This window comes from Psychrobacter immobilis, assembly GCF_904846065.1.
Classification (GTDB): Bacteria; Pseudomonadota; Gammaproteobacteria; order Pseudomonadales; family Moraxellaceae; genus Psychrobacter; species Psychrobacter immobilis_H.
Map to the genome: position 1 here is coordinate 978,268 of NZ_CAJGZV010000001.1, position 22,734 is coordinate 1,001,001.

At 42.5% G+C, this 22,734-nt stretch carries 18 protein-coding genes; 15 read left to right on the plus strand and 3 right to left on the minus strand.

All coding sequences use genetic code 11. The features are described from left to right. Positions 1 to 29: 29 nt before the first annotated feature. A complete protein-coding gene (locus JMW64_RS04220) occupies positions 30 to 419 on the minus strand; it encodes a DUF2237 family protein (RefSeq protein ID WP_045451983.1) in 390 nt (129 codons plus the stop codon). 479 nt (positions 420 to 898) lie between these two features. Here JMW64_RS04220 and JMW64_RS04225 point away from each other — a divergent pair, with 479 nt between their 5' ends. The 13 genes from JMW64_RS04225 to JMW64_RS04285 all read left to right on the plus strand — a co-directional run bounded on the left by JMW64_RS04225 (position 899) and on the right by JMW64_RS04285 (position 17,742). Continuing rightward, positions 899 to 2,206 (plus strand): ATP phosphoribosyltransferase regulatory subunit, encoded by a 1,308-nt coding sequence (locus JMW64_RS04225; protein ID WP_201553545.1) that lies wholly within the window; start codon positions 899 to 901, stop codon positions 2,204 to 2,206. Between the two features lie 125 nt (positions 2,207 to 2,331). Continuing rightward, a complete protein-coding gene (locus JMW64_RS04230; RefSeq protein WP_045444847.1) occupies positions 2,332 to 3,621 on the plus strand; it encodes an adenylosuccinate synthase in 1,290 nt (429 codons plus the stop codon). Between the two features lie 321 nt (positions 3,622 to 3,942). Next, positions 3,943 to 4,359 (plus strand): lysozyme inhibitor LprI family protein, encoded by a 417-nt coding sequence (locus JMW64_RS04235; RefSeq protein ID WP_060490620.1) that lies wholly within the window; start codon positions 3,943 to 3,945, stop codon positions 4,357 to 4,359. Positions 4,360 to 4,797: 438 nt separating this feature from the next. Beyond that, positions 4,798 to 5,229 (plus strand): nucleoside-diphosphate kinase, encoded by a 432-nt coding sequence (ndk, locus tag JMW64_RS04240; RefSeq protein ID WP_055124481.1) that lies wholly within the window; start codon positions 4,798 to 4,800, stop codon positions 5,227 to 5,229. Positions 5,230 to 5,649: 420 nt separating this feature from the next. Then, positions 5,650 to 6,891, plus strand: coding sequence for a 23S rRNA (adenine(2503)-C(2))-methyltransferase RlmN (gene rlmN, locus JMW64_RS04245; RefSeq protein WP_201553546.1), 1,242 nt, complete (start codon positions 5,650 to 5,652; stop codon positions 6,889 to 6,891). A gap of 213 nt (positions 6,892 to 7,104) precedes the next feature. Continuing rightward, positions 7,105 to 8,055 (plus strand): type IV pilus biogenesis/stability protein PilW, encoded by a 951-nt coding sequence (gene pilW / locus JMW64_RS04250; RefSeq protein ID WP_227694057.1) that lies wholly within the window; start codon positions 7,105 to 7,107, stop codon positions 8,053 to 8,055. Continuing rightward, the gene (locus JMW64_RS04255; protein WP_201553547.1) at positions 8,052 to 8,864 is read left to right on the plus strand and encodes a helix-turn-helix domain-containing protein; all 813 of its coding nucleotides are present in this window, start codon (positions 8,052 to 8,054) and stop codon (positions 8,862 to 8,864) included. The genes pilW and JMW64_RS04255 overlap by 4 nt, the downstream gene beginning before the upstream one ends. Before the next feature lie 133 nt (positions 8,865 to 8,997). Then, positions 8,998 to 10,113: a flavodoxin-dependent (E)-4-hydroxy-3-methylbut-2-enyl-diphosphate synthase gene (ispG, locus tag JMW64_RS04260; protein WP_201553548.1), complete on the plus strand. Its 1,116-nt coding sequence runs from the start codon at positions 8,998 to 9,000 to the stop codon at positions 10,111 to 10,113. Positions 10,114 to 10,177: 64 nt separating this feature from the next. Continuing rightward, positions 10,178 to 11,467, plus strand: a complete 1,290-nt coding sequence (gene hisS / locus JMW64_RS04265) for a histidine--tRNA ligase (RefSeq protein WP_201553549.1) — start codon at positions 10,178 to 10,180, stop codon at positions 11,465 to 11,467. 55 nt (positions 11,468 to 11,522) lie between these two features. Beyond that, on the plus strand, positions 11,523 to 12,308 hold the full coding sequence (locus tag JMW64_RS04270) for a YfgM family protein (RefSeq protein WP_201553550.1): 786 nt from the start codon (positions 11,523 to 11,525) through the stop codon (positions 12,306 to 12,308). A gap of 243 nt (positions 12,309 to 12,551) precedes the next feature. Next, on the plus strand, positions 12,552 to 13,760 hold the full coding sequence (gene bamB, locus JMW64_RS04275; protein WP_045451756.1) for an outer membrane protein assembly factor BamB: 1,209 nt from the start codon (positions 12,552 to 12,554) through the stop codon (positions 13,758 to 13,760). Between the two features lie 381 nt (positions 13,761 to 14,141). After that, complete coding sequence (gene der / locus JMW64_RS04280) at positions 14,142 to 15,584, plus strand: ribosome biogenesis GTPase Der (RefSeq protein WP_055124475.1); 1,443 nt, start codon at positions 14,142 to 14,144, stop codon at positions 15,582 to 15,584. Positions 15,585 to 15,804: 220 nt separating this feature from the next. Continuing rightward, on the plus strand, positions 15,805 to 17,742 hold the full coding sequence (locus JMW64_RS04285; RefSeq protein WP_201553551.1) for a sensor histidine kinase: 1,938 nt from the start codon (positions 15,805 to 15,807) through the stop codon (positions 17,740 to 17,742). Between the two features lie 318 nt (positions 17,743 to 18,060). Here the strand turns inward: JMW64_RS04285 and JMW64_RS04290 are convergent, their stop codons facing one another. Together JMW64_RS04290 and JMW64_RS04295 are read right to left on the minus strand one after the other, a co-directional pair. After that, a complete protein-coding gene (locus tag JMW64_RS04290; protein ID WP_045444873.1) occupies positions 18,061 to 19,227 on the minus strand; it encodes a D-alanyl-D-alanine carboxypeptidase family protein in 1,167 nt (388 codons plus the stop codon). A 576-nt stretch (positions 19,228 to 19,803) separates the two neighbouring features. Then, on the minus strand, positions 19,804 to 20,241 hold the full coding sequence (locus JMW64_RS04295) for an MCR_0457 family protein (protein WP_045444876.1): 438 nt from the start codon (positions 20,239 to 20,241) through the stop codon (positions 19,804 to 19,806). A 628-nt stretch (positions 20,242 to 20,869) separates the two neighbouring features. Between JMW64_RS04295 and surE the strand changes: the two genes are divergently transcribed. Together surE and JMW64_RS04305 are read left to right on the plus strand one after the other, a co-directional pair. After that, the gene (gene surE / locus JMW64_RS04300; protein WP_201553552.1) at positions 20,870 to 21,682 is read left to right on the plus strand and encodes a 5'/3'-nucleotidase SurE; all 813 of its coding nucleotides are present in this window, start codon (positions 20,870 to 20,872) and stop codon (positions 21,680 to 21,682) included. 249 nt (positions 21,683 to 21,931) lie between these two features. Continuing rightward, positions 21,932 to 22,726, plus strand: coding sequence for a M23 family metallopeptidase (locus tag JMW64_RS04305; protein WP_201553553.1), 795 nt, complete (start codon positions 21,932 to 21,934; stop codon positions 22,724 to 22,726). Positions 22,727 to 22,734 lie beyond the last annotated feature (8 nt).

The following is a 22,734-nucleotide window of genomic DNA, read 5'->3' on the forward strand; positions in this document are numbered from 1 at the left end:
ATAATGATTGTTGTTAATAATGATCGTTATTAAAGGGCGTAACTTTTCAAAGTATCAATATCGACCAAGCTCAATAAGCTTTCGTGGCAAGCTTCTAGTTTGATTTGCGGGGCAATATCAAAGTCCAAAGCTTCAACCCAGCGTAACGCACAAATGCACCAATAATCACCAGGCTTAAGACCAGAAAATCCATACTCAGGTAGCGGCGTAATCAAATCATTGCCGCGACTGGCAGAAAAGTTCAAAAACTCGCTAGTCATCTTGGCGCATACGGTGTGCTGACCGACGTCATGGTTGCCAGTATGGCAAAAGCCATTGCGGTAATAACCGGTAATAGGGTCAAAGCAGCAGCTGGCAAGTGCCGTACCTAAAACGTTGGCTTGATTGTTGGCAGGGTTTGGGTGGTAATCAGATGACATAAGGCTTCCGAGATAAAAATATGGCTTAGTGTACCATGAGTCGGTATCGAAGGCGTTGTTCTCACTTTGCTCATTATTTTCTTTATCATATAAAATGATGGTAACCATTTTTGAGTCAACGATTACTTATATAGTCTATAGATAACCTTCATAGATTAAGTGCTGATAAGACGTAATTAGATAGTAATTGTGGCTAATTGTCACTAGGCGAACCTTGGCTGCTATGCTAAACTAAAGCATAAAGTGCCTTGATTATTTAACGCCGTTTATTAGCGCATAAAGATACTCGTCTTATCATTCTAAATTATACTTATTACTCACCCTTTTGCGGCTACCTAGTTTGTTTATAAATAATTGGGTCAATGATGTTGCGCGTTAAAAATAAAAATGCATGGCGTCAATGCAATTGTAAATATAACCTTTAAGTACCGCATCAGTACCGCGTTTTTGGTAAGCGATACGCCAAACAAGGATTTATTGTGTCTGTCAGTTCTGATTCTGCAAAACTTGCCCAGTTAAATACGACTAATGAAGCGGCGGCTCAGCCTGCTGAAAACACTGCTACCTCTACTAGCATGCCATATTTAAACAACTTTGCCAGCGACGTTGCCAATAGCTGGTTGTTGCCTGATGGGGTGGTGGATGTGCTGTTCGAAGATGCGCGTAAGCAAGAAGTGCTTAGGTATCAGCTGACTCAGCAGCTTATTGCTCATGGTTATCAGTTGGTCAATCCACCAATGATTGAATTTACAGAGTCATTGTTGAGTGGCGCCTCAGAAGATTTAAAGCGTCAAACTTTCAAGATTATCGATCAGCTAACGGGTCGCTTGATGGGTCTGCGTGCGGATATTACCCCGCAGATTTTGCGTATTGATGCGCATTGGGGCGGCACAGGTATTGCGCGTTATTGCTATGCAGGTGATGTGATTCATACCTTGCCATCAGGGCTGTTTGGCTCACGTACGCCTTTGCAGCTCGGTGCTGAAATATTTGGCTGTGCTTCACTTGCCGCAGATATTGAGCTGATAGATGTGTTGTTTGGCATGATAAATAAGCTAAATATGAGTGCGACGCTGCATATAGACTTGGGTCATGTGGCGATATTCAAACGCTTGGCTGAGTTGGCAGCGTTGTCTGATAATGACACTGAACAACTCATGCATTTATATGCCAATAAAAATCTACCAGAGCTAAAGCGTGTCTGCCAGTTATTGTCAATGGGTGATGATTTTTATGCTTTGGCACGTTTTGGTCATGATATTACCAATCTATTGGCGAGATTGTCAGAGACTGCACAGCAGGACACGCAAGTCGCGACTGCTATCAATGAATTACAACGTCTAAAAACACATCTACAAGACCAGTGGCAATGCCCTGTGAGTATCGATGTGACGGAATTATCAGGCTATCATTACCACACGGGTATTGTGTTCAACGGCTATATCAATAGTGAGACGCAACCTCTGGTACGTGGCGGTCGTTTCGATGGTATGCAAAGTGGCAATCAGTTAGCAATCAATCAGCCACGTGAAGCCACGGGCTTTAGTATGGATGTCAGTCGTTTGCTTGCACACACGCAGCTTGAGACACCAATCATCGTATTGGTCGACTATGAAGCATTGAGCAGTGCGAACCAAGAACAGAGACAGATACTGCTACAGCAGGTTGAGAGTTTACGTGAGCAAGGCTATCGCGTCACCATGCCATTGAATGCAGAAGATCGTCCCTCTGATATGACGCATCTTTTGAGCTTTAGAGATAATCATTGGCAGTTACAGAGTATTTAAGCATTAGTTTTTAATATTAGTAGTATTACCATTTTTTAACGTCTTTAAAATCAAGATAACGAAAGTTATCACAGGTTTTAAACCGTTATTGCACACACCTCAATACATAAAGGTAAGGATTGATCATGGGTAAGAATGTCGTAGTTTTGGGTAGCCAATGGGGCGATGAAGGTAAAGGTAAAATCGTCGATTTACTAACCGAAAAAGCTTCAGCAGTTGCACGTTTTCAAGGCGGACATAACGCTGGTCACACGTTAGTTGTCGATGGCAAAACCACCATCCTACATTTAATCCCATCAGGTATTTTACGTGAAGGCGTTACCTGCTTTATCGGTAACGGCGTGGTGTTAGCACCTGACGCATTATTAAAAGAGATGAAAGAGCTAGAAGACAACAACGTACCAGTACGTGAGCGTCTGCGTATCTCTCCAAACTGCCCACTTATCATGCCGTATCATGTGGCACTTGACCAAGCACGCGAAGCAAAACGCGGTACTGGTAAAATCGGTACGACGGGTCGCGGCATCGGTCCTGCTTATGAAGATAAAGTAGCGCGCCGTGCTATCAAGCTTGCTGACTTGTTCCGTGATGATTTAGAAGAAAAACTCCGCAACTTAATCGAATATCATAACTTCCAATTGACTCAATATTATAAAGTTGAAGCGATTGATTTTGATGAGACACTTAAGCTTTGCCAAGAGTGGAAAGAGGAGATTAAAGGTATGGTTACTGATGTAACCGAAGACCTTAATCAATTGCGTCTGGCTGGCAAGAATCTGATGTTTGAAGGTGCGCAAGGTACATTGCTTGATATCGACCATGGTACTTATCCGTTTGTTACTAGCTCAAGCGTAACCGCTGGCGGCGTATCGACTGGTACAGGTATCGGTCCATTGTACTTAGATTACGTACTTGGTATCACTAAAGCTTATACTACCCGTGTCGGTAGTGGTCCATTCCCAACTGAGCTATTTGATGATGTTGGTGCGCATTTGGCTAAAGTCGGTCATGAGTTTGGTGCGACCACTGGTCGTGCGCGTCGCTGTGGTTGGTTCGATGCTGAAGCATTACGCCGTGCCGTGGTACTGAACTCTATGTCAGGTATCTGCTTAACTAAGCTTGACGTATTAGACGGTCTTGAAGAGTTACTAATTGGTGTGGGTTATAACTTGCCTGAAACTGAATGTGCAGGTGCACATGATGCTGAATTCTATGAGTCAGTCACGCCTAAGTATGAGACGATGCAAGGGTGGAGTGAGTCAACCGTTGGTATCACTAACTATGATGAACTTCCAGAAAATGCGAAAAAATATATCAAACGTATCGAAGCATTGATTGGTTGCCCAGTTGATATTATCTCAACCGGTCCTGACCGCGAAGAGACTATCGTATTACGCGACCCGTATGATGCTTAGTCTTTACTAGAAAGTTGCTTAAATCGCTTTTAGTATTAATAAAAAATCCCAGTGCTGAGCATTGGGATTTTTTTATGAGTAATGTCTTATAGGTAAATTCTCATCATTTTTTATTATGCTAACTATTATTAATGGCAAGTGATAAAAAGTGTTAATCACTATTAATTTCTAACGATAAAAAATCAAGATATCTGGCAATTGAATAAATTGAGATAAGAAAAAATAGTATAAAAGAGAGAATTGCTAACATTATTCTGGTTTAATTGGTATATTATGTCATAAATGAATGTAATTTTATCAATATATAAAAAGGAAAACGTGATGAAAGCGACTATTATCAAGCACTCTATAGGCAAAACAGCTTTAGCGCTGCTAACGTCTGCGGCTTTTATGTTTCCTATGCTGTCATGGGGCGCGCAAAACTGTGATAAACCCAACAATGATTTTGATGATTTATATTGCTTAACGAAAGTATATTTAGAAGCGGATAAAGAGCTGAATAATTCTTATGCAAAATTGGCTAAGCAGTTAAATAGCCAGCAAAAATCCAAATTAAAGCGCGGACAACTGGCGTGGATACGCGAGCGTAATGACCAATGTAGTTATAATAATGATGAAGGATTTTTTGTCAATATGGGCTGTGCGACTCGGGTGACAACTGAGCGAGTGAACTTCTTAAATGATCGTGTGCGTGAATGTAGCGCTGGCAGTTGCCGCGACAGCCGCTTAGGCGAGTAGTTGTTTTTTAGTATTGCTTGAAAGCAGTGACCTTCATAGCTGCGTATTAATAAAATCCCTTAGCATTATATGCTGAGGGATTTTTGTTGGTAACACTTACATAGAGTTTTCGCCAAGTTAGTTTTATGCTCATTAATGACAAAGATAGTTAGTGATGAGATACGTAGGGTAAGAATCTGCTATTGATGAATGCTCACTTTGTCTTAAGATACGCTGCGGTCATAAATTTACTTTTATGCAAGGTGCGGTCATAAATTAACCCTATCATTTATAGCGCTAATCATTATAATAGGCAGCAATCCTGTGTTGGCGCTCATATTATCGCATTGATAGACCATGAGTTATTTAAATATGCCTAAGTCAACATTGCGGCCAAAGATAAAACAAAGTATTTACCATCTCATTTTTATCGAATTCATTATTTATTAGGAGCTTTTCATGGCTAACGAACGTACTTTATCTATCATCAAACCTGACGCAGTAGCTGGCAACAACATCGGCGCTATCTACGATCGCTTTGAAAAATCAGGTCTAAAAATTGTTGCCGCTAAAATGATGCAACTTGATGATAAAAAAGCGGGCGGTTTTTACGCTGAGCACGCTGAGCGTCCATTCTACAACGATCTAGTATCATTTATGACTTCAGGTCCAGTATTGGTATCTGTATTAGAAGGCGAAAATGCGATCGCTAAGCATCGTGATATCATGGGCGCTACTAACCCAAAAGACGCCGCTGAAGGCACTATTCGTGCTGACTTTGCTAGCAGCATCGATGAAAACGCGGTTCATGGTTCAGATTCAGCTGAATCAGCAGCACGTGAAATCAGCTACTTCTTCAATGAAGAAGAAGTGTGTGCACGTACGCGTTAATATAGTAAACCAAATATAGTCTGTTACGTTGTCAGACTCGCTTAATGTACTCAATGTACAATTGGCGCTTGTCTTCCTTGTAACAGCTCTATATTTGATTCACTATGCACTAATAGCTTATAAAATTGACTATAAATTATTAGTGTGGCAAGACGGCTTATATCTTTTGGTATAAGCCGTTTTAGCTATTATAATAGTCTGACTATACATTGAAATTTTAGTGTTGAAATTTTAACTTTTCTCCCTCATTATTGGTTTTATATAGCGTTATCAATCCTTTATCAGCATATTACTTTCGGTTTTTGGTAAAAAATGCGCTCATAACGGATTGCTTATGCACTCATATATTGAGTATGTCTAGCAACACCCATCTCAACAATTGCATCGCTCATACCAGTAGATGCAAAAAGGTTATTTATTATGTCAACTGCTCAAACTCCTATTCAAACTGACGTCCAACACGTCTCTGCTAAGACTACTAAGAGTATAAAATTAGTAGACGAGGCGCAGGCGAAAACCAATCTACTAGGTATGACACAAGCGCAGCTAGCGGAATACTTTAAGAGTATTGGCGAAAAGCCGTTTCGCTCGACGCAAGTCATCAAGTGGATATATCAGCAGGGTGTCACTGATTTTGAGCAAATGACCAATCTGAGTAAATCTTTGCGTGATAAATTATCAGCCAATGCCTGCGTCATTCCGCCAAAAGTGATTCATCGTCAATACAGCGATGATGGTACGCGTAAATGGGTATTTGAAGTCACGGGTGGCTCGTTGGTCGAGACCGTATTGATTCCCGCAGATGATAGTAAATTAAACGGTCGTAAAACCTTGTGTGTCTCTTCGCAAGTGGGCTGTGCGCTCGACTGTAGCTTTTGTAGTACGGGTAAGCAGGGCTTTGAGCGCGATTTGACGGCGGCTGAGATTCTTGGACAATTATGGGTGGCAAATGCCTCTTATATGACCGATGAAAATGATAGTTTAGAAAATGTTGACCATAGTTTATGGGAAAACAACGTAACCAACGTCGTCATGATGGGTATGGGCGAGCCGTTATTAAACTATCGTCCCGTTGTCAGCTCAATGGAATTGATGCTCAGTGACCATGCTTATGGTTTATCAAAACGCCGCGTTACTTTGTCGACTTCAGGTGTGGTGCCAAAAATGTACGAGTTGGCACAGGAGCTTGACGTGGCTTTAGCGATTTCATTGCATGCACCAAATGACGAGCTGCGTAATGAATTAGTGCCGATCAATAAAAAATATCCATTAGAGCAGCTCATGGCGGCAGCGAGAAATTACGTTTTTGAAGTCAATCCGCGCCACAAAAAACACGTGACTATTGAATATGTGATGCTAGATGGTGTCAATGATAGTAATGAGCATGCTGAGCAATTGGTCGCATTATTGGGCGATTTACCAAGTAAGATTAACTTGATACCATTTAACCCGTTCCCTCATGCAAATTATGATAAGTCGAGTAATAATCGTATTCATGCCTTCAGCAACATATTAAGTGAAGCAGGTTTTGTTTGTACCATACGTCAAACACGCGGTGATGATATTGATGCGGCATGTGGTCAATTGGTTGGGCAAGTGGCTGACAGAACCCGTCGTTCAGCCGCGTGGCAGCAAAGCATCAAGGATCGTGAAAGTGTTTAGTATGATGGTCATATAAATGGTGAATAGACATTTTCGATGTAGCATCGTATTTGTCTTTTATCTGTCGCAATGGTAATAAAAATGTAGCAATAACGATTAGTTTGGATGTGCACAGCAATTAATGACAACTAAATTGTACTTATGCAGGCTAAATCTATTAAACTGATGCCTCGAGGATCGAACGCATTGAATCACAGTTTTATGATGGCGGCTATGATGACTTCTAGAAATTCTTGTCAGTTCAATTATCAAAAAATATTTTCTCAGACTTATAAGCGATTGAGTACAGCGAATGGACAAGTGGCTATTGACCCAATAGCGATGTCGAAGCGTACGGTATTAGTGACGGCATTGATAGGGTTGATGCTCACTGGTTGTCAAAGCACGCCGACCAATGATTTGACAAATATCGCGGCTTATCAAACGTCTACGCGACCCAATGACAATCGTAACTTAGATCAACAAGAAATTGCTCGCGTGCGCACTTCACTTGCCGCGCAATATATCCGCAAAAATGAGCTTGATACCGCTCAGCGCCAACTCGAAAAAGCCTTTGCTGCCGATAGCCGTTACGCGCCAGCCTATGATATGATGGGCGTTTTGCTGCAGCAAGAGGGCAGTCGACTCAATCTCGAAAAAGCCGATCAATATTTTAAAAAAGCGATCGCGCTTGATAAAGATTTTGAGCAAGCCCACAATAACTATGGCGTTTATTTGTCACAAATGAAGCGCTATCGTGAAGCGGCAGAGCAGTTTGAGATTGCAGGTTCAGCATTAGGTTACGAAGGTCGTATTGGTGCGCTAGAGAATCTAGGACGCACTTACTTACAGCTAGGTGATCGCAGTGCGGCTGCTAAAGCATTTTTACGGGCACTTGATGGCAATCGCAATAGTATTATTGCCCATATCGAGTTGGTCGATTTATTGCTTGAGCAGCAACGTGTTCCACAGGCTCAAAGGCTTTATGATGAAACCTTGATACTGGTGCAAGGGCAGGGCATTAGCCCGCGCTTGCTATTACAAGGTATCAAATTGGCCGCTGCACAAAACAACATAACGACGCGCCAGCAATTGGCACAGCAGCTTTTATCCGCTTATCCTTTAAGTGATGAAGCAAAACAACTTAAGACTTGGCTTAACAATCCAGAGGCACCATGGAAATGACCACCCCATCATTAAATACTCAATCTAACGCTCAGGGATCATTTGGTGCCGTGTTGCAGCAAGCCCGTAAAAATAAGCAAATCAGCTTAGACGAGGTAGCTGCCGAGTTATTTATTTTAAAGCGTCATTTGAAAGCGCTTGAAAATGAAAATTTTTCGGAGATGCCGCAAGCTGCTTTTGCCCGTGGGTTTGCCATCAATTATGCTAAGTTTTTGGGTTTAGATCCTGTAAAAATAGCAACCAGCTTTGATGCCGCTTATCCTACGGAGCTGAAAGCAAAGTCAGTGAATAACACGGATACGCCACTGCGTCCAATGGGCACGTTGCAACGTGATACGCACAATCGTATTCGTTTTAACCCACTACTGATCATCGCCGTCATTGGTGTCATTATTTTAGCGATTTTCTTATTTCGCATGGTGAGTAATGCCAGTAAAGAGAATACCGAGCAGCCAGTATCGACGGTCGAAGACGTCTCAGCGATAGAGCAAGCGCAAGGTGCGGCAATCAATACTGATGAGATGGGCGTTGGTGCCTCTGGCTCTGCTCTAAACTTGGGCGGCGATGCAAGTCCAGCGTCTTTAGATGTCAAACTGACGGATACCGCCGTCGTGAGTATTACTGATGCCTCTGGTAGTAGTTTAATGAGTGGCTCGCAGACATCTGGGGATTATAAACTGTCAGGTACGCCGCCGTTTAATGTACAAATTGATAATGTTGATAATGTCAGCATAATGCTTAACCAAGAAGCAGTTGCGCTAAATACTTATGCAACAGATAAGCAAGCCAATTTTGAGTTAGCGCCTTAATTTTTAAAGCGGCTAATTTTGAATGCTAGTCTTATCGACTGCTGTACAAGATTTATTTTTAAAAGTTGCTATCTGCAAGCTATTATAAGTGTGTTTTTTCTGCGTTTTTTCGCTCTAACTGAAGGGTTTGTCTATGTCAACGTCAGCGCCTATTAACCGTCGCCTTACCAAAAAAATATATGTCGGTGATGTCGCGATTGGTGGTGATGCGCTGATTAGTGTGCAGAGTATGACCAATACAGATACTTGTGATGTGGCAGCCACTGTCGCTCAAATCGAACGTTGCGTTGAAGCTGGTGCGGATTTGATGCGGGTGTCGACGCCAACGATGGATACGGTCAAAGCTTTTGGCGAAATTCGTAAGCTGGTCAGTGTGCCTTTGATTGCAGATGTGCATTTCGACCACAAAATTGCGTTAGCAGTTGCCGAAGCAGGGGCTGACTGTCTGCGTATTAATCCAGGTAACATTGGTAGCGATGCCAAAGTACGTGAAGTGGTCGCCTGTGCCAAATATTACAACATCCCTATTCGTATCGGTGTCAATGCAGGCTCGCTCGAAAAAGACATTCAGCGCAAATATACCGAGCCAACTGGCGAGGCGATGCTTGAATCAGCCATGCGCCATATTGATATATTAGATCGTCTAAATTTTGATCAATATAAAGTGTCGGTTAAAGCCAGTAATGTGTTTTTGACCTTGGATGCGTATCGTCTGATTTCTGCCCAAATTGATAATCCGCTGCATTTAGGCGTCACCGAGGCAGGCGTTTATCGTACGGGCGCGGTTAAATCTGCGATTGCACTTGGCGGTTTATTATTAGATGGCATCGGTGATACCATCCGTATCTCACTGGCGGCAGAGCCTGAAGAAGAAATTAAAATCGGCTTTGATATTTTAAAATCGCTCAATATACGTTCTAATGGTGTCAACTTTATTGCGTGCCCAAGCTGCTCGCGCCAAGAGTTTGATGTGATTAGAGTCATGACCGCTTTAGAGTCGCGCTTAGAAGACATTCGTGAACCGATGAATCTGTCTGTGATCGGCTGTAAGGTAAATGGTCCTGGTGAAGCGAAAGAGGCCGATATTGGCATTGTTGGTGCCGCACCAAGATCCTTGGTATATCGTATGGGTGAAAAAAGCCATCTTATCGATACCGACAATTTGGTCGATGAAATAGAAGGTATGGTACGTGCACATGCCGAAGATTTGGCTAAAAAACGCGAGAATGAGATTATCCGCGTAAAATAAAACACTATTATGAGCAAAAAATAAAAGAAACACTTGTTAAAATTTTTAAGGATACGAGCGTACCATGATTAAAGCTATCAAAGGGTTCAATGATATTTTGCCTGATCAGTCCGCAAAATGGCTGCATTTAGAAGCGATATTGGCTGAAGTACTGGGCAGATACGGCTTTGAGCATATTCGCTTGCCAATCGTTGAGCAAACCGATTTGTTTGCGCGTGCCATTGGCGGTGCGACTGATATTGTCGAAAAAGAGATGTATAGCTTTACCGATAAATCTGAGCCACCAACGCCGTTGGCTCTACGCCCCGAAGGTACAGCAGGTGCAGTACGTGCTGTGATTGAGCACAACTTGCTGCGCGGTGATACGCCTAAATTATGGTATATCGGTCCAATGTTTCGCTATGAGCGTCCACAAAAAGGTCGTTATCGTCAGTTTCATCAAATAGGTGTTGAAAGCTTTGGTAGTGCCTTACCAGACGCTGACGCTGAGCTGATCGCCATGACTCATCTGATGTGGCAAGAGCTGGGTCTAAAAGATGAGATGCGTTTAGAGCTAAACAGTCTGGGCGAAATTGATGAGCGTCATGCTTATCGCGAAGCATTGGTTGCTTATTTAACCGATAAAAAAGATCAGCTGGATGAAGACAGCAAGCGCCGCTTGACCACCAATCCGCTACGTATTTTAGACAGCAAAGAAGCCAGTACACAAGCCGTGTTGGTAGATGCGCCGAAGCTGGCTGACTTTTTAGGTGAAGAGAGCGTGGCACACTTTGAACAAGTGCAAACGTATCTGACTGAGCTTGGTATCAATTTTGAGATCAATCCGCACCTAGTACGCGGTCTTGATTATTATAACAAAACGGTTTTTGAGTGGGTGACTGACAAGCTTGGTAGCCAAGCGACTGTTTGTGCAGGCGGCCGTTATGATGGTTTGATCGGGCAACTAAAATCCATCGGTACTGATGGCAATAAGCCAGTAAAATCTGGGCCTGCTGTTGGATTTGCCATGGGGCTTGAGCGTTTATTACTATTAATGGAAGCGGTTGCGCCGATTGCTGATGTTCCCGCTTGCGATGTTTTCGTGGTTGCGCATCCAGAAGTTTATAGTGCTGGTATTGGCTATGCTCAACGCCTACGCTATAGTCGCCCAGACATTCGAGTGAAAATGGCGAGTGCGACGAGCCTAAAAGCGCAAATGAAGAAAGCCGATAAGTCAGGTGCTGCATTGACCGTTATTATTGCGCAGCAAGAGCTGGATGATAATACCCTCAGCGTTAAAGACATGCAGACGGGCGAACAACAGACGGTTGCGACAGATTGGCTGTCGAGTAAAGAAAATTTTATCCGTCAGTAATCAATTGCGGTTTTAGCATTAGCAATTTAATAACACTTTTATCAGGTAAACACATATGGCTCTGACACCCAATTCGCCGAATGCAGACAACTCAATGCAAGCGTTAAAGCAGTATGGCAGCTATATTGTCACTGCGATTTTGTTGGCACTGGCCGCTTATTTTGGTTGGACATATTGGCAGGACAACCATGCGCGCGTAGACACCGTTGCAGCAGATCATTATGCAGACATTCAGCGGTTGAATGAAGAAGTCAGTTTGGCCTCACAAAACCCTGATTTGGAAGCAGAAGCACAAGCAGCACTTGCCCAAAGTCGCACCCAGCTAAATAAAGATATTGATGCGCTAGTTAGCAAGCATGGTGAGTCGGTTTACGCTTGGCAGGCACTGATGATTAAAGCGCGTCAGCAAGTAGATAATAATGAATTTGCCGAGGCAAGTGAAACCCTCAAAAAAGCATTGGCCATTGATTTAGGTGATGCAGGCTTACAGGCAATTACTCGTTTGCGCTATGCGACAACGTTACTAGCGGCAGGCGATGCGGATGCTGCATTAGCAGAAGCCAACAATGATATGCCAAGCTCATTTGAAGCCAGCCAACAAGAGTTGTTAGGGGATATTTATTTGGCACAAGATAATAAAGACTCAGCGATCAAGTCTTATAATAATGCTTGGGAGTTGTTACGCAACCGTCAAGAGACGCGTGCAGTATTGGCATTAAAGATGGAGAGTCTGGGCATCGTACCTGAGCCTATCGACGAACCAGTCAGTCTGATTCAAGAGTCAAGTAGTGCTGCACAGCCCTTAGTGGAAGAAAATGCTGCTGCCGAGGTTGCGCAATAATTGTACAGTGACAAGCGCTGTTAACCAATAATAGCGTTTGCGTTCTACCTAATGCCTGATAATTGCTAGTCAATAGCGCGTATCTATAACCGTTCTACAAGCTAAGTGGTGCAGTAAAACAATCGCGTCGCATGGACAGCCAGCACTCATTGAATGTGCTTGGTGAATACTAAGCGCCGATCTGATATTTACTGATAACCAATTTACTAATTAATAATAATTTATTTGTAGTGAGAACTCATAATGACTCAATCTATTCGCTCTAGCAAGATATCAAAAGCTAAAACCATCAAATCGACGGTGATGCATGTGGCAGTATTGGCAGTGATGAGCACTGCGGTGATTGGGTGTAATCGCGGTATTAAACCCGTCGTCAATGATCCAGTCAAGCTGGTACAGATTGCTGAGCCTATCAGTGTGTTGCAACCGGTTTTTAGCACGGATATTGGCAATAAAAAAGCCAGTAAAAAAGATCCATTAGACTTGCAAGTAGGTTATGTCAATGGACAAATCGTCACTGCATCGCGCGGTGGGGACTTGACCGGCTTTAACAGTGCAGGCGAACGTTTATGGTCGATCAACGTTGGCGATCAAATCACGGGCGGCGTTGCTTTAGATGCTTTAAGCCAAACAGCGATTATTAGCACACGCGGTGGTCAAGTGATGGCATTTGATAGTGTGACTGGCGCAAAACGCTGGCAGAAGCAGTTATCAGGATCAGTATTGACACCCGCTTTAATTACCAATAACCGTGTCATTCTATCAGCGAACGATGGCTTTTTACATGGCTTGTCACTACAGACAGGTCAGTCTGTCTGGCAGTTTGCCACACAAGTTCCAGCCATCAGTGTGCGCGGTAGTGCGGCGCCAACGTTATTAGATAGCAAAACGGCATTATTGGCGACTGCTGATGGTCGTTTACATGCGGTGACGACTGATAGTGGTTTACCGCAGTGGTCAAGACGTGTTGGCGTTGGCACTGGTAGTAGTGAAGTTGAGCGCATGAGTGATGTCGATGGTACGCCGATCGTCGATAAAAACCAGCTATTTGCCATCAGTTATAGTGGTCAGTTATTAGGTATTGATTTGGCTTCGCGTCAAGTCATGTTTGTCAACGAGCTTGCCAGCTTAAAGTCACTTGCTGTAAATAATCAGCAAGTGATTGGTACCAGCTTAGAGGGCAAAGTGGTTGCCTATAATCGCAGTAATGGTGAGGTTCTTTGGGAAAGTGAAGAGCTGGCTTATCGTCATTTAACCAATCCTGTAATGATTGGCAATTATATTGCCGTGGGTGATTTTGACGGCATGGTACACTTATTCGATCCAGCTAGCGGTAAAATCGTTAGCCGTGTACAAACTAAGGGCGCTTTGAGTAGCTTGCAAGTACAAGGCAGCCGCTTAATGACGCAGAGCACATCAGGACAGGTTGCTATTTGGCAATTAGCCCGCTAAGCTTTTTATCGGTTAATGCTTACTTAGATAGTATGTTTGATATTATCGTTAAGCCAACTGGTTGATTGCAATTTTAGAGAACACAAACGCTGCTTCGTCAGCGTTTAGTGCCTTGTGTAAATTGCTTGTTTAAATACAGGCTTTCGCGTACTCTATGCGACCGATGCGCCGTAGGTGCTATCCATATATATTATTTATTTATCATTTAGTCATCTTATGTACCACTCGCTAATTGTAAAATAGCTGACTATTATTTTTACTATTGTTTTATCATTCATTTTAATTTGCGGTCAAGAGCAGCTTATTCATGACTACTGTTATATCACTGGTTATAAGAATAACTGTACTGCCCGCCATTGTGCCTTTCACTGAGAGTAACCCATGAGTATCAAGCCTGTGGTCGCCTTAATTGGTCGTCCAAACGTCGGTAAATCCACCTTATTTAATCAGTTCACAAAAAGTCGGCAGGCATTGGTTGCTGATTTGTCAGGACTGACTCGTGACCGTCAGTACGGTGATGCGACCTATGAAGACAAATCTTTTATCGTTGTAGACACTGGTGGTATTGGTGAGGCGGATGATGGTAGCGGCAACATTGATGACTATATGTCTGAGCAATCGCATACAGCGATTCATGAAGCAGACATCATCGTATTTGTGGTAGATGCTCGTGCTGGTATGATCGGCGCAGATGCTGAGATTGGTAAGTTTTTGCACACCCTTGGCAAACCAGTCTATGTGGTTGCCAATAAAGTCGATGGTGCTCACGACGCTGCACCTGCCGAGTTTTATGCATTAGGATTGGGTGAGCCATATCCGATGGCGGCAAGTCATGGTCGCGGTGTCGGTAATTTGCTTGAAATATTGACAGCTGATATGCCTGAGCAAGAGAATGTTGTAGAGCCAAAAGGTTTGAAGTTAGCGATCATAGGTCGTCCAAACGTTGGTAAATCTACGCTAGTCAATCGTCTATTGGGTGAAGACCGAGTAGTGGTTTTTGATATGCCCGGTACCACGCGTGACAGTATTTATATTCCTTATACACGCGAAGGTAAAGACTACGTCTTAATCGATACCGCCGGTGTGCGCCGCCGCGGCAGAATTGATGAAAAAGTAGAGAAGTTCTCGGTCATTAAAACCCTGCAAGCAATCGAGGATTCTAACGTAACCGTTATTGTTATTGATGCGCATGAAGGTATCGTTGATCAAGACTTGCATATGATTGGCTATGCGCTTGATGCGGGTCGTGCTTTAGTTGTTGCGATTAATAAGTGGGATGGTCTGACTGCTGATCAGAAAAATTATATCAAGATTGAGATGGATCGCCGCTTTAACTTTATCCCTTATGTAAAAGTGCATCTAATCTCAGCACTACATGGTACGGGTGTGGGTAATCTATACCCGTCTATCTTGCGTGCTTATAAATCTTCGATGTTTGAAGTGTCAACCAATCGTTTGACTCAGATTCTGCAAGATGCGGTGACAGCCAATCCTCCACCAACGGTTGCTGGTCGCCGTATTAAACTGCGCTTTGCTCACATCGGTGGTCACAATCCGCCCGTGATTGTCATTCATGGTAACCAAACCAGCGCGCTACCTAAGAGCTATCAGCGTTATCTGGAGAACCAATTCCGTCAAGTATTTAAGCTCGAAGGCACGCCGCTCAACGTTGTTCTTAAACAAAATGACAACCCATATGCCAACAAGAGCGATACGCCAACCAAAGCGAAGACGCAACAGCTGCGCCAACGCGAGCGTAATCGGGCACAAAAATTTACTACCAAAGATAAGCAGAAATTCACCAATAAAGATAAAAAGCGTTAATTTAGCAAAATGATGAAGGTCTTTATATTGTTGTAGTAAATAAAGACTGTTTTATTCTATTGTTGATGCTTCTCTGTAATGTGCTATATCATGATGATTATATCGGTCATCATGATACATTAATACGTTGTTAAGTTTTATTAACATGTGATATTTCCCTCACTACTCCTACAAAATACCTGTACTATAATCAAAAGTTTTCTTAACTCAGTTAAGTAATATGAACAACCGTCCCTCTCAAACCATCTCTACGCTTATTTGGCGTTCTGTCGTACAAGCCATTATTTTGGCTGTGTTGGCAGGCTTCTTGATGTCTATCGTTTATGGTTTGTTATACCACTATAAAGAGAAGCGTCAGCATATCCAGCAATTGGCTACCATGTTGACCACCAGCGCATCGACAGCCGATGGTGCTGATATCGTGGCTGAGCAAGTGAGATTCTTGTTAGAAAGTGAACCCAGCATTAGAAGTATTTTATTTTATTCAACACCCAAACCTATTGATGAAGTTAATCAATCCAGAGATGATTGGAAGAATGCCTTATTTGCAGATACTGTCAGCTTCAATTATCCCGTTACCAGTGACGATATCGGTGATGATAGCGCGCTAAATACGTTAAACAGCAGTCAGCAATCGTCCACGACTTTATCAAATGGTGAGCAAGAATCGTCAGCGTCTAGTGAGGCCAATAAAAATAGCGCGTTAGTTGGATATATTAATCTCACTTTAGATGTGAACACCCTACGTTCACATTGGTTTCGAAGCAATATATTGCTATGGCTTATCACCACGATATTGACGGTACTTTGGGTATTGTACATTCTGCGCAAACTCAAATGGCCAATCAGAGATATTGAAGCTTTGAAAGAAGTCTGTCACATCGTTGTGAAAAACCCAGAGCTTGAGCAGTTACCAGTGATTCCACAGCTTTTTGAATTTCAGGAACTGGTACAAATCAAGCAAACTTTGTCTGTATTGTTTGATCGTTTACAGAAAGTCCAACAAGATTATGAGGCGCTTGCTATTTTTGAGCAGCAATTACACAACAAAGATGTATCTCTCGATGTGCAGCTGCATAACTTTCAAAGCATGATCACCCATGAGCTGAAAACTTCGCTAAATGCTATCGTAGGCGGTTTACAGCTGTTAGATTACGATACCCTCAATAGAGAACAAAAAGATGCGGTTGAAATTATCAGTGACGGCAGTGATAAATTGGTGTCGTCGCTTGATCATATTATCCAATTGAATCAAATACAAAAAGGTCAGATGAGTATTAGTTGTATTGCGTTCAATCCACTGCAGTTAATCGCCGATCTGTTGGCAGAATATGAGCCTATTGCTCGGCAAAAAAGGCTAGAGTTGATTAACCGTATTCATCATATAGACTATGGTCTGGAAGGGGATGCGGAAAAAATAAAACAAATATTATCGATATTACTGAGTAATGCGATTAAGTTTACTCCAGCGGGGCAGGTGACTATTACGTCGCAATTGACTCATTTTGATAAAAGCAATCGCTGGCAAATTAGCGTGAAAGACACAGGTATTGGTATCGATAGTACTCATATCGATGATATTTTTAATCCTTTTTTCCAAGTAGATTCATCACAAACTCGTCAATATGAAGGCTCAGGTGTTGGTTTGCCAGTCGTCAAGCAAATGGCTCAGCTGATGGGCGCTACTATAGAGGTAGATAGCACGTTAGGGTCAGGTACCCAATTCATGCTGACCATATCGATGACCAATAAACAGCAGTCTCGGCAGCAGCATTTATTGGCTGGATTGACTATTATTTACTATTATTATCATGAAGTTGGGTTTTTAGCGAAAGAGTTAGAGCGTTTAGGCGCGACGGTCATTTATCGTCAGCATGAAGCACTGGTTATAGAGGAGATGAGTATAAGACAGGTGAATATGGTGATGTTTGCGGAAGATATTTTTCCAAGTAAAGCTGAGTCGTTAGCCAAGCGTATTCGTCAATTTGAAAGTGAACATCGGGCTTTATTGGTATATTGGTATCCACCACATCGAGCGAAGCAGTTAGATAGCTTTGAGCATGGTTTAAAAGCAGCTGGTGTCGATTACTGTTATAGCGCCACTTATAAAGATAAAGCATTAAGCGACTTGCTTAAGCGCTGGTTGGTATGGACGTAAGAGGACTAAAGGATTTGTCACGCTTACTGTACTAACCTCGTTTAATGTACTCGATTGCCTTTCATTTACTCATTTACTGTAAATAGTTTCGAACATCGTATTTTCGACAAGAGTGCTTGCTTTTAATCTGAAAAATATGATGAACGAGGGCAAACCTGCTAATTCTAGCAAATCAGTGTTTATCACAGTTTTATGATGACACTACTTAATAGCAATAATAAAATCTGTGCGGTGAATGAAGACATAAAAAAGACGCCCCGTTTTGAGGCGTCTTTTTTGTCAGTAATGTTCTTGAGAAATAGCTTCTACTAATATTCTCTAAAACAGATTTTGTGCCCAACGTACGACACGCTGCCAAGTGCGGCTCATAAAGCCTGATTGCTCGATATCACTGGTCGCTATAATAGGCACTGAAGCCACCGCTTTACCATCAATAACGGCCATCATTTTGCCAATTTCTTGACCTTTTTTGATGGGTGCTTCTAAGCTTTCAGGAATATCTACCACAGTCGTGATTTTGTTTTTTTGCGTTTTGCTGGTTAGAATTTGCAAATTATCCGCAGTGACTAGCTCGACTTCATCAGCTTCACCGAACCAGACTGGAACTTTGCTGACGAATTGTCCGGCAGGTGCTTTGGTGACAGTAGTGAAGTGGCCAAAGCCCCAGTTGAGCAGCTCACGTGATTGATCGGCACGTGCTTGCTGGCTCTCTGTTCCCATAATCACAGAAATCAAGCGCATGCCATCACGATTGCTTGAAGCCGCTAAGCAATAGCCTGCAGCATCAGTGTGGCCAGTTTTTAAACCATCGACGGTTGGGTCGGTTGCAAGTAGAGCATTACGGTTACCTTGAGTAATACCGTTATAGGTGAACTCTTTTTCTGCATAAATACCATAATAGTCACCGCTATTCTTGATAATAGCACGTGACAATTTGGCTAAATCTAGTGCTGATGCCTCATGCCCTTCGTCAGGCATACCAGTAGAGTTGACGAAATGGGTGTTTTTCATACCAAGCTTTTCTGCTTGCTCATTCATCAAGATAGCAAATGAGGCTTCGCTACCAGCGATATGCTCAGCCATAGCTTTTGAGGCGTCATTACCTGATTGAATAATAATACCGCGTAGCATGTCGATAACACTCGCAGATTTATTTACCGGCACATACATGCAAGACTGGCTGCTACTACCACGACACCAAGCATTTGGACTCATTATGACTTGGTCATCTTCTTTGAGGTCGCCTGATGCTAAGCGCTGCTCAATGATGTAGCTGGTCATCATTTTTGTCAAAGACGCTGGCGGTAGCGACTCATTGGCGTTCTTTTGTGCCAAAATCTCACCAGTATTATAATCCATCAATACATAGGCGGTATTATCCATCTCAGGCGGCTGGATGGCTGCGTTTGCCATCACTGCACTCATAGAGATACTCACACCGACTACCAGCTGCACCAGCTGATTTTTTACACGCTTTACTGTCATATATCGTTACACCGCATCATGAAACCAAATGTATCTACCGCTTGTACCTTGCACTAAATCTTATGCATCATTTTAAGTAGCCTGTCTTAAACATTCTGTTTAAAAACAATGTATTAATAAGAGTGGTGATGGCTGAGCGACAGACATAAAATTAACGCCTTATCTTAGCAAAATGCCAACCGATGGGGAATCGATAAATGCAAAAAAAGACCCGATTAAAAAGAAAGAGTGGTAAGAAGTAAACGTTTGCTCAGACTAATACTGCCACAGTGCCTCGAATAGAAATAATTCGACTGTCATAAAAAAGCTTACGGTCATCCTGTTGGTATAAACAGAATTAACGTAAGCTTTCTTGTTACTTATAAGCCTGATGAACAAGCTTACAAGCTGTCGCTAAATAGCCCATATTCAACGTTCCAAAACAGATAATGCCATGATTTATTGTCATTAATTATAGCTGACTTTATCAATTTGGGATCAATGCTAGGGCATAGCTATTGTAGGGGAGACGATAGGATGTATGATAAGTAAGCCAATTATAATGTTGTAATTGTTGAGCTTAGTTATGATATTCCACTACTGGTATTCAGCGTTCGCCAAATCTTCGCATAGAGCTTTGTTGTCTTGTTTAGAGAAGCCCATTGTCCAGCTACGAATGCCTTGTAATATCTGGCGATAATCTTGCTGAGTGGATAGATATTGAATCGCTGCTTTTGGATCTTCTAAAGACGGCATCAACTCGTGAAGCTGCACGTTATAAGATTTATAAAAGCGCTGTTTTTGTTTGCCATTGAGCATCGGTGGACATATCTCTGATAGCACTTGCATGACCGCAATTTCATGTTTGGTAACATTGATGCCAGACATATCTAGAGGTATGGTTGTAGCAGAATTATTCGCCGCAAAGGATGCTTGAGACAGCATGGCAACAGACGTTACCAGTCCTGCAAGACTAATTTTGGACGCCGTCTTTGCTATCACAGAAGCTATAGATAATATCGATTGATTTTTCATGCAGTATTACACTCGCTTATCTTTAATTAATGGTGATATGTTAATGGGTAAAAAAACAAAAGTCACATAAAATATTGATTTATGTGTAGATATCTTGTGAGCCAAAGCTCTTTTTGAGCAACATATCAGCAGCATAGACTCATAAGTTACGTCAGCATAAAAATATAAGTTTGTATTGTTGTAAGGTGTTGCCTATTGTAACGTCACGCCAAGTTTTTTTGCTGTTATTGATGCAGATATCATCGTGATAAAATTATAAATTGAATAGATTCTGCGCAAAGACTGGGTTCGTGTCAGCGTATTATTAGGGTATAATCGCCCAAAATTATGGTGGCATCCGCGTTTTGCTCTATCAATTTGTTCATATCCATGCTGTGATATAAACACAGTGTTATTTTATTTGATAGCGGTATGGCTTTTTTAACTTTGATAGTAAATTCAGCTATCATTTGACGCTCGTTAAATGCTGTGTATAAATACTATTTATGCAGAAAAAGCCAATGTGGATGTCAGCGTCAACAGTATGATCACACAATCTAACCACCATTTTCGGGTCTGATTATAGCAATTTTATGCGGCTAAAGTTCATAAGTGGACAGGCGGTCATTAATGAGTATATTGAGTGAAAATGAAATTTTTAATTAGTAATGATGATGGGGTTTATGCACCAGGGTTATTGGCATTATATCAAGCCCTGTCTGCTATTGCAGAGGTGGTAGTGGTTGCGCCAAACAGTGAGCAAAGTGGCTGCGCGAGTGCTTTGAGCCTATCGATGCCATTATATACTCATCAATTGGATTCTGGTTTTATAGCGGTAAATGGTTCGCCCGCGGACTGTGTACATTTGGCACTGCATGAATTGTATCCTGATACGCGTTTTGATTGTGTGATTACTGGTATCAATTCTGGTGCTAATCTTGGTCAAGACGTTTTATTTTCGGGTACCTTTGGTGCTGCATTAACCGCACAGCTCTTTGGAATACCTGCCATTGCGACTTCCCTAGTGGGCGGCGGCGTCAAAGGAGAAGGGCAAGAGCAGACCAGTCATCATCAAATGGCGGCAGCTGAAATTGTTAAATTATTGATAGAAACACCGATATTAGATGCTTGCAAAAATTTGCCCTATCATGTATTAAACGTTAATATTCCTGATGTAGATAGTGCTGATGATATCAAAGGTCGGAAAATAACGGCGTTAGGGCACCGTCAGATTGCGCGTCCTGTACATCATGTGGTCGATCCACGTGGGCGTGATGCTTATTGGTTGTCGCTACGTAAACGCCCACATGAGTTGCCATTAGGAACTGAAGATTTGCAGTCCTCTGCAACAGATATGACGGATGATCAAGCGGTAGCGGCGGGTTATATCAGTTTATCACCAGTGCGCCTGCATCATACGCCAGCAGACACGCTTAAAACGCTGTCGGCGTTAATGCTATAAATTTACGCTGCCAAAATGCGTCAAACAGCTGGTCAATATCCTGATATTATCTGCACTATTTTTCTTATTTGGCTGCCATTTATCTCATTTTTATCACCATTTTCAAAATGAGGACACGCCTTAGAAAATGGTTTACTATCGAGTGATTGATAATGGTATTTGCCAAATACTAAACGGTATAAAAGTTAGCAAAATGCTTGTGAGTAACACAAGGAGTTTGTGAGTAACATAAAGAATAGGAAATCTTGTATGAAGAAGCTTATTGCTGGATCGCGCTTTGCAACAGTGGCATTGATAGGTACTTTAACAGCAGCAACGTTAACGATGGTGGGCTGTGCAACCAAGCCTACTTACCAATCAGCCAACCAAGCGGGACCTAAGATTATTACCAATGCACAAGGCGTTCCTAACTACCATCGTGTACAGCGTGGCGATACGGTCAGCCAGATTGCTGAGCGCTATCGTCTCAGTTACCGTCAAATCGGTTCGCTCAATGGTTTAGACAGCAAGTATACAATTTATAGTGGTCAATGGCTCAAGCTGTGGCAAGGTACGCCAACCGATAACAATCGTTATAACGCGCCTACAACGACACAGCCAACGTACACACCACCTGTAACGAGCGTGCCTAATAATAGCTCACAAAGCCCTGTATACGAAGTGACGGCTAACGCAACGTCAGGCTATGAATATCCAAGTCGCAATCAAGTGACTCGTAACTTTGATGCGGCAGCGGGCACGATGGGTATGTGGTTTGCTGGTAATATCGGTGATCCCGTACTTGCTAGCCAATCTGGCACGGTACTGTATTCGGGCGATGGTCTGCCAGAGTATGGCAATCTTATTATGATTCGTCATAGTGATAATTACATCACCGCTTATGCGCATAATAGTCAGCTACTGGTCAAAGAAGGCGATGCTGTACAGCGCGGTCAGCGCATTGCAAACATGGGTAACAGTGGCCAAACCAATCAGGTCGGCTTAGAGTTCCAAGTGCGCTTAAATGGCAATCCTATTGATCCACGTGCGGTACTGGGGCGTTAAACGTGATG

What these genes read in the sequence shown, in the direction of transcription:
- JMW64_RS04220 (WP_045451983.1), bottom strand. Translation starts at nt 419, where the DNA reads ATGTCATCTGATTACCACCCAAACCCTGCCAACAATCAAGCCAACGTT.
- JMW64_RS04230 (WP_045444847.1), top strand. Translation starts at nt 2,332, where the DNA reads ATGGGTAAGAATGTCGTAGTTTTGGGTAGCCAATGGGGCGATGAAGGT.
- JMW64_RS04235 (WP_060490620.1), top strand. Translation starts at nt 3,943, where the DNA reads ATGAAAGCGACTATTATCAAGCACTCTATAGGCAAAACAGCTTTAGCG.
- ndk (WP_055124481.1), top strand. Translation starts at nt 4,798, where the DNA reads ATGGCTAACGAACGTACTTTATCTATCATCAAACCTGACGCAGTAGCT.
- rlmN (WP_201553546.1), top strand. Translation starts at nt 5,650, where the DNA reads ATGTCAACTGCTCAAACTCCTATTCAAACTGACGTCCAACACGTCTCT.
- pilW (WP_227694057.1), top strand. Translation starts at nt 7,105, where the DNA reads ATGATGACTTCTAGAAATTCTTGTCAGTTCAATTATCAAAAAATATTT.
- JMW64_RS04255 (WP_201553547.1), top strand. Translation starts at nt 8,052, where the DNA reads ATGACCACCCCATCATTAAATACTCAATCTAACGCTCAGGGATCATTT.
- ispG (WP_201553548.1), top strand. Translation starts at nt 8,998, where the DNA reads ATGTCAACGTCAGCGCCTATTAACCGTCGCCTTACCAAAAAAATATAT.
- hisS (WP_201553549.1), top strand. Translation starts at nt 10,178, where the DNA reads ATGATTAAAGCTATCAAAGGGTTCAATGATATTTTGCCTGATCAGTCC.
- JMW64_RS04270 (WP_201553550.1), top strand. Translation starts at nt 11,523, where the DNA reads ATGGCTCTGACACCCAATTCGCCGAATGCAGACAACTCAATGCAAGCG.
- bamB (WP_045451756.1), top strand. Translation starts at nt 12,552, where the DNA reads ATGACTCAATCTATTCGCTCTAGCAAGATATCAAAAGCTAAAACCATC.
- der (WP_055124475.1), top strand. Translation starts at nt 14,142, where the DNA reads ATGAGTATCAAGCCTGTGGTCGCCTTAATTGGTCGTCCAAACGTCGGT.
- JMW64_RS04285 (WP_201553551.1), top strand. Translation starts at nt 15,805, where the DNA reads ATGAACAACCGTCCCTCTCAAACCATCTCTACGCTTATTTGGCGTTCT.
- JMW64_RS04290 (WP_045444873.1), bottom strand. Translation starts at nt 19,227, where the DNA reads ATGACAGTAAAGCGTGTAAAAAATCAGCTGGTGCAGCTGGTAGTCGGT.
- JMW64_RS04295 (WP_045444876.1), bottom strand. Translation starts at nt 20,241, where the DNA reads ATGAAAAATCAATCGATATTATCTATAGCTTCTGTGATAGCAAAGACG.
- surE (WP_201553552.1), top strand. Translation starts at nt 20,870, where the DNA reads ATGAAATTTTTAATTAGTAATGATGATGGGGTTTATGCACCAGGGTTA.
- JMW64_RS04305 (WP_201553553.1), top strand. Translation starts at nt 21,932, where the DNA reads ATGAAGAAGCTTATTGCTGGATCGCGCTTTGCAACAGTGGCATTGATA.